This window comes from Mesorhizobium sp. M7A.F.Ca.ET.027.03.2.1 (assembly GCF_003999175.1).
GTDB lineage: Bacteria > Pseudomonadota > Alphaproteobacteria > Rhizobiales > Rhizobiaceae > Mesorhizobium.
This window is the reverse complement of sequence record NZ_RZOM01000073.1, coordinates 1-11,054: the sequence shown is the minus strand read 5'-3', so window position 1 is coordinate 11,054 and position 11,054 is coordinate 1. Positions and strand designations below refer to the sequence as shown.

The following is an 11,054-nucleotide window of genomic DNA, read 5'->3' as shown; positions in this document are numbered from 1 at the left end:
ATCCTGTTCCGCCATGCGCTGCCCAACGCCATCCTGCCGGTCATCGCCATGATCGGCATCGACATCGGCATCTTCATGGGTGGCATTGTTGTCGTCGAAAGCGTGTTCGGCTGGCCTGGCATTGGCCAGCTGGCGTGGCAGGCCATCCAGCGCGTGGACATCCCGATCATCATGGGCGTCACCCTGGTCTCGGCCTTCGCCATCGTGCTCGGCAATCTGCTGGCCGACGTCATCGCGCCCTTCATCGACCCCCGCATCAAGCTCAGATGAAAATGAAAACCAGACAGAGAAAGGGAACATAAAAATGAAAAAGTTTCTCGCATCCACGGTAGCGGCATCGGCGCTGGCGCTGATGCTCGGCATGACAAGTGTTCGCGCCGAAGACGCGATCGATCCGAACGCCAAGCAGGGCGGCGCCATCACCATCACCTACAAGGACGATGTCGCCACGCTCGATCCGGCGATCGGCTATGACTGGCAGAACTGGTCGATGATCAAGAGCCTGTTCGACGGGCTGATGGATTACGAACCGGGCACCACCAATTTGAAGCCCGACCTTGCCGAGAGCTACGAGATAGCGCCCGACGGCAAGACCTTCACCTTCAAGCTGCGCCATGGCGTGAAATTCCACAATGGCCGCGAGATGACCGCCGACGACGTGAAATATTCGCTCGACCGCGTCACCAATCCCAAGACCCAGAGCCCCGGCGCCGGCTTCTTCGGCTCGATCAAGGGCTATGACGATGTCGCCGCCGGCAAGGCCGAGAGCCTCTCGGGCGTCACCGTCGTCGATCCCTACACGGTCAAGTTCGAGCTGACCCGCCCCGACGCCACTTTCCTGCATGTCATGGCCATCAACTTCTCGCATGTCGTGCCGAAGGAAGAGGTCGAGAAATACGGCGCCGATTTCGGCAAGCATCCGGTCGGCACCGGCGCCTTCAAGCTCGCCGAGTGGACACTCGGCCAGCGCATCGTCTTCGAGCGCAATGCGGACTATTGGCACAAGGGCCTGCCGCATCTGGACAAGATCACCTTCGAGATCGGCCAGGAGCCGATCGTTGCGCTGCTGCGCCTGCAGAAGGGCGAGATCGACGTGCCCGGCGACGGCATTCCGCCGGCAAAATTCCAGGAGGTGATGGCCGATCCGGAGCAGAAGGCGCGCGTCGTCGAAGGCGGCCAGCTGCACACCGGCTATGTCACCATGAACACCACCATGGCGCCGTTCGACAATGTGAAGGTGCGCCAGGCGGTCAACATGGCGATCAACAAGGCGCGCATCATCCAGATCATCAACGGCCGCGCTGTGCCGGCCAACCAGCCGCTGCCGCCGTCGATGCCCGGCTACGACAAGGAGTACAAGGGCTATCCCTATGACGTCGCCAAGGCCAAGGCGCTGCTTGCCGAGGCCGGTCATCCCGATGGTTTCGACACGCAATTGTTCGCCATGAACACCGATCCCAACCCGCGCATCGCTCAGGCGATCCAGCAGGATCTGGCGGCGATCGGCATCAAGGCCAGCATCCAGTCGCTGGCTCAGGCAAACGTCATTGCCGCCGGCGGCGACAAGGCCGGCGCACCGATGATCTGGTCCGGCGGCATGGCCTGGATCGCCGACTTCCCGGATCCGTCGAACTTCTACGGCCCGATCCTCGGCTGCGCCGGCGCGGTGCCGGGCGGCTGGAACTGGTCGTGGTACTGCAACAAGGATCTCGACGCCAAGGCGGCCGAGGCCGACTCGGTGGTCGACCCGGCCAAGGCCGGCGAGCGCGACAAGATGTGGAGCGCCATCTACGACAAGGTGATGGAAGACGCGCCCTGGGCGCCGGTCTTCAACGAGCAGCGCTTCACCATGAAGTCGGCGCGCATGGGCGGCGCCGACAACCTCTATGTCGACCCGGTCCATATCCCGATCAACTACGACAATGTGTACGTAAAAGATGTGCAATAACTGCGACTACACCATCCACGGGCGCCAACATCATTTCGGCTGGGACAATTCGTTTGTCCCGGCCGAGCGGGTGGCGCCCGGCTCGACCATCGAGTTCCAGTGCCTCGATTCCTCCGGCGGCCAGTTGCAGGCCGACAGCACGGTCGCCGACGTCGCCAGGCTCGACTTCGCCACCGTCAATCCGGTGACCGGGCCGATCTTCGTCGAGGGCGCCGAGCCGGGCGATGCACTGAAGGTGACGATCGAGATGTTCAAACCATCCGGCTTCGGCTGGACGGCCAACATTCCCGGTTTCGGGCTGCTCGCCGACGACTTCAAAGAGCCGGCGCTGAACATCTGGAAATACGACGCCGTCTCGCTCGAGCCGGCGCTGTTCGGCAAAAATGCGCGTGTGCCGTTGAAACCCTTCGCCGGCACCATCGGCAACGCGCTGGCGGAAAAGGGCCACCATTCGGTGGTGCCGCCAAGGCGCGTCGGCGGCAATCTCGACATCCGCGATCTCGCCGCCGGCACCACGCTGTACCTGCCGGTGGAAGTGGCGGGCGCGCTGTTTTCGGTCGGCGATACCCATGCCGCGCAAGGCGACGGCGAGGTCTGCGGCACGGCGATCGAAAGCCCGATGGACGTCGTGCTCAAGCTCGATCTGGTCAAGGACGCCAGGCTGAAGACGCCGCGCTTCACCACGCCAGGCCCGGTGACGCGCCATCTCGACGCCAAGGGCTATGAGGTGACGACCGGCATCGGTCCGGACCTAATGGCCGGCGCCAGGGAGGCGGTTGCCCAGATGGTCGACCTGCTCGCCGGCCGTTACAAGATCGACCCGGTCGAAGCCTATATGTTGGCCTCTGTCTGCGGTGATCTCAGGATCAGCGAGATCGTCGACATACCGAACTGGGTGGTGTCGTTCTATTTTCCGCGCTGCGTGTTTGAATGACTGGAGGTCGGCGCCGTACCCCCACCCCGCTGCTTCGCAGCAAGGGGGAGGGTAAAATGCTGCCGCCCTACCTCCACCTTGTGGGGAGGTCGGACCGAAGGTCCGGGTGGGGGTTGCGCCTGCAATGATCAGCGAAACCAAATCCATCCTCGACATCGCCAACCTCTGCGTCAGCGTGCGCGGCGAGGATGGCGAGCGCGAGGTCGTCTCCGACCTATCGCTCACGCTGAGCCGCGGCGAGACGCTCTGCATTGCCGGTGAATCCGGCTCCGGCAAATCGATGACCGCACTGGCCATCATGCAATTGCTGCCGCAGCCCGCAGCCCGCATATCGTCTGGGAAAATCCATTTGGGCGATACAGATCTGACGACTCTCGACGAGCGCCGGATGCGGCGCATTCGCGGCGACCGTATCGCCATGATCTTCCAGGAGCCGATGACCTCGCTCAACCCGGTGCTGTCGATCGGCCGGCAGCTCACCGAATCCATCGAGGCACACACCAGCCTGTCGCAGGGCGAAGCTCGTCAGCGCGCCATCGAGGCGTTGAAGGCGGTGCGCATTTCGGAAGCCGAAAGCCGGCTAAAGCAGTTTCCGCACGAGCTCTCCGGCGGCATGCGCCAGAGGGTGATGATCGCCATGGCGCTGGCGCTCGAGCCGGACGTGCTGATCGCCGACGAGCCGACGACGGCCCTCGACGTCACCGTGCAGGGCGAGGTGCTGGAGCTGCTGCGCGACCTGCAGCGCCAGCACGGCACCAGTGTCATCCTGATCACCCACGATATGGGCGTCGTCGCCGAAATGGCCGACCGCGTCATCATCATGCGGCATGGCCGCATGGTCGAAGAGGGAAAAACCGCTGACATTTTTGCCAGGCCGCAAGCCGACTACACGCGCGAGCTGCTGGCCGCCGTGCCGCGCATCGGCAGCGGTATCGGCCGCCAGAAATCCAGGGATGCCGAGACGGCGATGCCGGCCAATGTCGCCGAAGTCAACGATCTGCATGTCCGCTTCGACTTGCATGGCGGCTTCTTCGGCCGGGTCACCCGCCGCGTCCACGCGGTGGAAGGCGTGACCTTCTCGATCGCGCCCAACGAGACGCTGGCGCTGGTCGGCGAATCCGGCTGTGGCAAGTCGACCACCGCCAAGGCGCTGGCCGGACTGGTGCCCTACAGCGGCGATATCGCGGTTGGCGGGCGCAATCTGTCCGGCCTTGGTCGCGACGAGCGTAAGGCGGTGCGCCGCGACGTGCAGATGATTTTTCAGGATCCCTACGCCTCGCTCGACCCGCGCATGCGCGTCGGCGAACTCGTCGCCGAGCCGCTGCTGATCCATGGCATCGCCTCGAAGCAAGAGCGCAGTGACCGTGTCGCGGCGCTGTTCGAGCGCGTCGGCCTGTCGGCCGATCAGATGGAGCTCTATCCGCATGAATTCTCCGGCGGCCAGCGCCAGCGTGTCTGTATTGCACGCGCTCTTGCGCTGCGGCCGAAGCTGATCATCGCCGACGAAAGCGTCTCGGCGCTCGACGTTTCGGTGCAGGCGCGCGTGCTCGATCTGTTGAAGGAATTACAGCGCGAATTCGGCGTCGCCTATCTCTTCATCTCGCACGACATGGCTGTGGTCGAGAACATCTCCGACCGCGTCGCCGTCATGTATCTCGGCCAGATCGTCGAGATGGGCACGCGCGACCAGGTCTTTTCCAACCCGCGCCACCCCTACACCAGACGCCTCATCGAAGCCGTGCCGGTGCCCGATCCAGCCAAGCGAAGAAGCCGCTTCGCCCGCCTCGACCAGGAGATCCCGAGCGCCACCCGCAGGATCGGCGAGGCGCCGCTGAAACTGGCGCTGAGGGATGTCGGCAACGGCCATCTCGTCGCCGCCGAGGGCTGAGCCGGCACTGCCGCCGGGCGGTTCACGTGTTTGTGTCTCTATCTCGCGCTCAAGGCTCGCGTTCCCCCGCCAAACGGTATCGCTTCGCACACGAAATCCCTAACGGCCTCTTGCCCTCTGTCCCTATCTTCCTCATGTTCAATACCATTGCGATGATCGATCGTAGGAGGGTCGGTCGGATTCATCGCTATGGGAGGAAGTCAACCATGAAGGTAAGCCTTTTCGTTTCCGCGGCACTTCTCGCCGCATCCGCGATTCCCGCCTCGGCCGCCGAAATTTCCGACGGCAAGGTCAAGATCGGCATCCTCAACGACCAATCGGGCGTCTACGCCGATTTCGGCGGCAAGTGGTCGGTCGAGGCGGCCAAGATGGCGGTCGAGGATTTCGGCGGCAAGGTGCAGGGAGCGCCGATAGAAATCATCAGCGCCGATCACCAGAATAAGCCCGATATCGCCTCCAACATCGCGCGGCAGTGGTATGACACCGAGCAGGTCGATGCCATCATGGAACTGACGACCTCTTCGGTGGCGCTCGCCGTCCAGGGGATTTCCAAGGAAAAGAAGAAGATCGACATCGTCACCGGCGCGGCAACCACGGAGCTGACCGGCAAACAATGTTCGCCCTATGGCTTCCACTGGGCCTATGACACTCATTCGCAAGCGGTTGGGACCGGCGGCTCTCTCGTGCAGCAGGGCGGCGACAGCTGGTTCTTCGTCACCGTCGACTATGCATTCGGCTATTCGCTGAAGGATCAGACCACCAAGTTCGTCGAGAGCCATGGCGGCAAGGTGCTGGGCGAGGTGCGTTATCCCCTGGGATCGACCGATTATTCGTCCTTCCTGCTGCAGGCGCAATCGTCGGGCGCCAAGGTCATCGGCCTGGCCAATGCCGGCCTCGATACCTCCAACTCCATCAAGCAGGCGGCCGAATTCGGCATCGTCCAGGGCGGTCAACGTCTTGCCGCACTCCTGTTCACGCTGGCCGAGGTGCATGGGCTTGGCCTTCAAGCGGCGCAGGGCGTTGTGCTGACCGAAGGCTATTATTGGGATCGCGACGACAAGAGCCGCGAATTCGGGCAGCGCTTTTTCAAGCGCACCAACCGCATGCCGAACATGATCCAGGCCTCGACCTATTCGGCGGTGACGCAGTACCTGAAAGCGATCGACAAGGCCGGCACCGACGAGACCGAAGCGGTCGCCAAGCAACTGCATTCGATGCCCGTGGACGACGCCGCGATAACCAACGGCAAAGTGCAGGCGGACGGCAACATGGTCCACGACATGTACCTCTATCAGGTCAAGTCGCCAGCCGAGAGCACCAAGGAGTGGGACTACTACAAATATCTCGCCACCATTCCTGGCAACGAGGCCTTCCTGAGCGAAAAGGAAAGCGGCTGTCCGACGGCCGGCCAGTGATCGGCGCGGCCGATGGCGCCGACTGACCTGAGCGCGAACGAGCCGCCTGTGGTGCTTTCCGCCCGCGGGTTGCGGCGTGACTTTGCCGGCTTCATCGCCGTGAAAAACGTCGATCTGGATGTTCGCCATGGCAACATCCATGCCCTGATCGGACCCAACGGCGCCGGCAAGACGACCGTCTTCAACCTGCTCACCAAGTTCCTGGCGCCGACCAGCGGCAGGATCGAGCTGCTTGGCCACGACATCACCCGCACCTCGCCGGCCAGGGTCGCGCGAATGGGTCTGGTGCGCTCGTTCCAGATATCGGCGATTTTTCCGCATCTCAGCGTGCTCGACAATGTGCGCGTTGCCCTGCAGCGGCCGGGCGGGCTCAGCGTTCAGTTCTGGCGCTCGCTGGCGGCGCTCGACCGGCTGACGCCGCGCGCCGAGGAATTGCTGCGCTCGGTCGGTCTCGACGACGCCAGGAACAGGCTCGCCGGGGACCTTTCCTATGGCAGGAAACGCGTGCTCGAGATCGCCACGACCCTGGCGCTCGATCCGAAAGTGCTGCTGCTGGACGAGCCGATGGCCGGCATGGGGCACGAGGACGTGGCCACGGTTTCCGACCTTATCCGTTCGGTGGCCAAGGATCGCGCCGTGCTGATGGTCGAGCACAATCTGACTGTGGTGGCCGACCTTTGCGACTGGATAACGGTCATGCAGCGCGGCGAGGTGCTGGCCGCCGGCGACTACGCCACGGTCAGCCGCGACGAGCGCGTCAAGATCGCCTATATGGGCCCCGCCGATGACTAGTACCGCACCTCTGCTTGCCGTCAGCGGCCTCAACGCCTGGTATGGCGAGGGCCATGCGCTGCACGGCGTCGATCTGGAAGTGTATTCCGGCGAGACGGTCACACTGCTCGGCCGCAATGGCGTCGGCAAGACGACGACGCTGCGCGCCATCATGGGGCTGATCCGCAAGCGAACCGGCGGGATCGCCTTCGACGGCCAGGATCTGATGCGGCTGCCGCTGCACCGCACCGCGCATCAGGGCATCGGCTTCGTGCCGGAGGAGCGCGGTATTTTCGCCACGCTGACCGTCGACGAGAACCTGGTTCTGCCGCCGGTCGTGGCCGAGGGCGGCATGAGCGTCGAGGAGATATTCGATCTGTTCCCCAATCTGAAGGAGCGGCGCAACAGTCCCGGCACCAGGCTGTCGGGCGGCGAACAGCAGATGCTGGCGATCGCGCGCATGTTGAGAACGGGTGTGAAAATGCTGCTTCTCGACGAGCCGACGGAGGGGCTCGCTCCCGTCATCGTGCAGCGCATCGGCGCGTTGCTGGCGACGTTGAAAAAGCGCGGCATGACGATCCTGTTGGTCGAGCAGAACTTCCGCTTCGCCAGCCGTGTCGCCGATCGTTTCTATCTGATGGAGCACGGCAAGGTGGTGGCAGGGTTCCCGGTCGGCGAGCTGCCGGACCGCATGACGCAGCTCCACGAAGTCCTGGGTGTATGATGGCGCCATGACGATGATCTTCGGAATCCCGGTTCAGGCTTTCCTCGGCCAGTTGCTGGTCGGCCTGATCAACGGCTCGTTCTACGCCATGCTGAGCCTGGGCCTGGCCGTCATATTCGGCCTGCTGCGGGTCATCAATTTCGCCCATGGCGCCCAATATATGCTCGGCGCCTTCGTCGGCTATCTGCTGCTCACCTATCTCGGCATCGGCTACTGGCCGGCGCTGATCCTTGCGCCGCTGATCGTCGGTGTCTTCGGCATCGTGGTCGAGCGCCTGGCGCTGTCGCGGCTGTACGATCTCGACCCGCTCTACGGGCTGCTCTTCACCTTCGGCCTCGCGCTCGTGCTCGAAGGCATCTTCCGCTACTATTACGGCGTCTCGGGAAACCCCTACGCCGTCCCGCCGCTGCTTTCGGGAGGCACCAATCTCGGCTTCATGTTCCTGCCCAATTATCGCGGCTGGGTCGTCGTTGCCTCGCTGATCGTCTGCTTCGGAACCTGGGTGCTGATCGAGAAGACCAGGCTCGGTTCCTACCTGCGCGCCGCGACGGAGAATCCCCGCCTCGTCCAGGCTTTCGGCGTCAACGTGCCGTTGCTGCTGACCCTGACCTACGGCCTCGGCTCCGCGCTGGCTGGGCTTGCCGGAATTCTGGCAGCGCCGATCTATCAGGTGAGCCCGCTTATGGGGTCGGATCTCATCATCGTCGTCTTCGCCGTCGTCGTGGTCGGCGGCATGGGATCGATCCTTGGCGCCATCGTCACCGGCTACATGCTCGGCCTTGCCGAAGGCCTGACCAAGGTCTTCTATCCTGAGGCCTCCAACCTCGTGGTCTTCGTCATCATGGCCATCGTGCTTCTGGTCCGGCCGGCCGGCCTGTTCGGAAGGGACGCCTGACATGTCGGAAGAGACATCTGACATGTCGGAACTGACGCTTCGCGAGACATCGCCCAAAACCTCGGCGCGGCTTGAATGGACGCTGGTCGGGCTCGGCATCCTGGCGCTGCTGGTGGCGCCTTTCCTAGTCTATCCGATCTTCCTGATGAAGATGCTGTGCTTCGCGCTGTTTGCCTGCGCGTTCAATCTCCTGCTTGGCTACACCGGGCTCCTGTCGTTCGGCCATGCAACCTTCTTTGGCGGCGCCGCCTACTTCACCGCGCATGCCGTCAAGGTCTGGGGCTGGCCGCCGGAAGCCGGCATTCTGCTCGGCATGGCGGGCGCGGCCCTGCTTGGCTTCGTCATGGGCTTCTTCGCCATTCGCCGGCAAGGCATCTATTTCGCCATGATCACGCTGGCGCTGTCGCAGATGTTCTTCTTCTTCTGCGTGCAGGCGCCGTTCACGCAAGGCGAGGATGGCATCCAAGGTGTGCCGCGCGGCATGCTGCTAGGCGTCCTCGACCTGAACGTCTCGCTGAACATGTATTATTTCGTGCTGGCGGTGTTCCTCGTCGGCGTCTTCGCCATCTGGCGCATCGTCAATTCGCCGTTCGGCATGATCCTGCGCTCGATCCGCGAGAACGAGAACCGCGCCATTTCGCTGGGCTATTCCGTCGCCAACTACAAGCTCGGCGCCTTCGTCATGTCGGCGGCGCTGGCCGGGCTGGCCGGATCGCTCAAGGCGATCGTTTTCCAGTTCGCCACGCTCACCGACGTCACCTGGCAGATGTCGGGCGAGGTGATCCTGATGACGCTTCTGGGCGGCATCGGCACCATGGTCGGGCCGATCATCGGCGCCAGCCTTGTCATCGGCCTGGAAAACACGCTTGCCACTTCCGGCTTTCCGGTGACCATCGCCACCGGCCTGATCTTCATGGTGTGCGTGCTCGTCTTCCGGCGCGGCATCGTCGGCGAATTTTACGCGCGGATTTTCAAGCGGGCGGGAAAGGACTGATCAGCTGCAGGTTGATGGGACGCGGCTTGCGCGTGGTGACGCATGCGTCACCCCAATGAGCACCTGTCCGGATACTTCAGAAAGCTATAGACCTCGATCAAATCGATGCGACTGCTTGCGACCTGGGGCAATTGCGACTCCATCGGAACGGGTGAGCACTGCTTTGGGCAAATCGTGATGCGCGCATTCTTTCGATTGCTTGTCGTTGTAATCATGGCGTCCGGCGTGACCGGTTGCACCAGTATTTCCTACTACGCGCAATCCGTGCAGGGCCATCTGCGGATCATGACAGCGCGCCAGGATGTCGGAAAACTGATCGAGGATCCGTCGACGCCGAAGGCATTGCGCGCGCGAATGGCATCGGCGAGCGCTATACGACAGTTCGCAACGGATGAACTGGCGCTGCCTGACAACAACAGCTACCGCAGCTATGTCGACATTGGTCGGGATTCGGTGACATGGGCCGTCTTCGCCGCGCCGGCATTTTCGCTGACGCCGCGAACATGGTGTTTCCCTGTTTTCGGCTGTGTTCCCTACCGGGGGTATTTCTCCAGGAAGTCCGCGACTGAAACCGCTGTCGAACTTCAAGGACAGGGCATGGACATCTATGTGACGGGCATCACGGCATATTCCACGCTTGGCTGGTCGAGCGACCCGCTGCTCAGCACGATGTTCGGCCAGGATGAAACCTATCTTGCAGCGCTGGTGTTCCATGAACTGGCCCACCAGCGCGTCTACGTGCACGACGATTCCGCATTCAACGAGGCGTTCGCTGTCGCCGTCGAAACAACCGGCGTGAAAAAATGGCTGCGCGCGACTGGCGACACCGCCGCATTGCGCCGTTACGAAGCTGCCCGGAGGCGCAAGGCTGAATTTCTTGCGCTGGTGTCGCGGACCCGCGACGAGCTGACGCAAGTCTATTCCAACTCCGGCACCTCGGAGCAAAAACTGGCCGCGAAGACGGCCGCGATTGAACGGCTGCGGATGCGCTACCGACACATGCGCGACAGGCGCTGGGGCCGATACCGGGGATACGATGCCTGGTTCGCTTCCCCGATCAACAATGCAAAGCTCGCCGCGACGTCCGTCTATAGCGATCGGGTGACCGCGTTTCTGCGCCTGTTCGATCTGTGTTCGGGCGACTATGTCAGGTTCTATGCGTCAGTCCGACGGATTGGCGCACTGGACGAAGCTCACCGCGTCGATGCACTTGCGGCGGCAGATCGCTGTTATTGAGCCGGTCAAAAGGGATGGCCCGAAGCGTCGGGGAACTCGCGTCCGAAACCAACCAAATCGCGCGATTGAGATCGCCCGCGCGGTTCTACTGGTCCGAGAACTTCACGCTCACGCCGCGCTGCCGAAAATAAGCCTGCATCAACTTGCGGCCCGAGCGGTTGTTCTGCGCCAGCTTGGCCGGATCGAACACCGCCTGTTTGATCCCTTCTCGCGTCAGCGCCGCCTTAAGCGCCGCGATATGTGTGTCGA

The 11,054-nt window shown here is 63.0% G+C and carries 10 protein-coding genes; all 10 read left to right on the top strand.

All coding sequences use genetic code 11. The annotated features are described in order from the left end of the window. Positions 1–270, top strand: a 270-nt coding sequence (locus EN750_RS05625; protein WP_145967436.1) for an ABC transporter permease, incomplete at its 5' end; no start/stop codon positions are given. A gap of 34 nt (positions 271–304) precedes the next feature. Beyond that, entirely contained in the window at positions 305–1,948 is a 1,644-nt protein-coding gene (locus EN750_RS05620; protein ID WP_127395846.1) for an ABC transporter substrate-binding protein, read from the top strand. After that, positions 1,938–2,882 (top strand): acetamidase/formamidase family protein, encoded by a 945-nt coding sequence (locus tag EN750_RS05615; protein WP_127395845.1) that lies wholly within the window; start codon positions 1,938–1,940, stop codon positions 2,880–2,882. Before EN750_RS05620 ends, EN750_RS05615 begins: the two co-directional genes overlap by 11 nt. Positions 2,883–3,006: 124 nt before the next feature. Beyond that, on the top strand, positions 3,007–4,770 hold the full coding sequence (locus tag EN750_RS05610) for an ABC transporter ATP-binding protein (RefSeq protein ID WP_127395844.1): 1,764 nt from the start codon (positions 3,007–3,009) through the stop codon (positions 4,768–4,770). Positions 4,771–4,976: 206 nt separating this feature from the next. After that, on the top strand, positions 4,977–6,185 hold the full coding sequence (locus EN750_RS05605; RefSeq protein WP_027040146.1) for an ABC transporter substrate-binding protein: 1,209 nt from the start codon (positions 4,977–4,979) through the stop codon (positions 6,183–6,185). Positions 6,186–6,197: 12 nt separating this feature from the next. After that, positions 6,198–6,977, top strand: a complete 780-nt coding sequence (locus EN750_RS05600) for an ABC transporter ATP-binding protein (protein ID WP_127395843.1) — start codon at positions 6,198–6,200, stop codon at positions 6,975–6,977. After that, positions 6,970–7,680, top strand: a complete 711-nt coding sequence (locus tag EN750_RS05595) for an ABC transporter ATP-binding protein (RefSeq protein ID WP_127267608.1) — start codon at positions 6,970–6,972, stop codon at positions 7,678–7,680. Before EN750_RS05600 ends, EN750_RS05595 begins: the two co-directional genes overlap by 8 nt. Positions 7,681–7,687: 7 nt before the next feature. Continuing rightward, the gene (locus EN750_RS05590; RefSeq protein ID WP_127321083.1) at positions 7,688–8,575 is read left to right on the top strand and encodes a branched-chain amino acid ABC transporter permease; all 888 of its coding nucleotides are present in this window, start codon (positions 7,688–7,690) and stop codon (positions 8,573–8,575) included. Between the two features lie 22 nt (positions 8,576–8,597). Next, positions 8,598–9,569, top strand: a complete 972-nt coding sequence (locus EN750_RS05585; RefSeq protein WP_127395848.1) for a branched-chain amino acid ABC transporter permease — start codon at positions 8,598–8,600, stop codon at positions 9,567–9,569. A 105-nt stretch (positions 9,570–9,674) separates the two neighbouring features. Further along, positions 9,675–10,805: an aminopeptidase gene (locus EN750_RS05580; protein WP_348629578.1), complete on the top strand. Its 1,131-nt coding sequence runs from the start codon at positions 9,675–9,677 to the stop codon at positions 10,803–10,805. Positions 10,806–11,054 lie beyond the last annotated feature (249 nt).

What these genes read in the sequence shown, in the direction of transcription:
- EN750_RS05600 (WP_127395843.1), top strand. Translation starts at nt 6,198, where the DNA reads ATGGCGCCGACTGACCTGAGCGCGAACGAGCCGCCTGTGGTGCTTTCC.
- EN750_RS05615 (WP_127395845.1), top strand. Translation starts at nt 1,938, where the DNA reads ATGTGCAATAACTGCGACTACACCATCCACGGGCGCCAACATCATTTC.
- EN750_RS05590 (WP_127321083.1), top strand. Translation starts at nt 7,688, where the DNA reads ATGACGATGATCTTCGGAATCCCGGTTCAGGCTTTCCTCGGCCAGTTG.
- EN750_RS05605 (WP_027040146.1), top strand. Translation starts at nt 4,977, where the DNA reads ATGAAGGTAAGCCTTTTCGTTTCCGCGGCACTTCTCGCCGCATCCGCG.
- EN750_RS05620 (WP_127395846.1), top strand. Translation starts at nt 305, where the DNA reads ATGAAAAAGTTTCTCGCATCCACGGTAGCGGCATCGGCGCTGGCGCTG.
- EN750_RS05595 (WP_127267608.1), top strand. Translation starts at nt 6,970, where the DNA reads ATGACTAGTACCGCACCTCTGCTTGCCGTCAGCGGCCTCAACGCCTGG.
- EN750_RS05580 (WP_348629578.1), top strand. Translation starts at nt 9,675, where the DNA reads ATGCGACTGCTTGCGACCTGGGGCAATTGCGACTCCATCGGAACGGGT.
- EN750_RS05610 (WP_127395844.1), top strand. Translation starts at nt 3,007, where the DNA reads ATGATCAGCGAAACCAAATCCATCCTCGACATCGCCAACCTCTGCGTC.
- EN750_RS05585 (WP_127395848.1), top strand. Translation starts at nt 8,598, where the DNA reads ATGTCGGAACTGACGCTTCGCGAGACATCGCCCAAAACCTCGGCGCGG.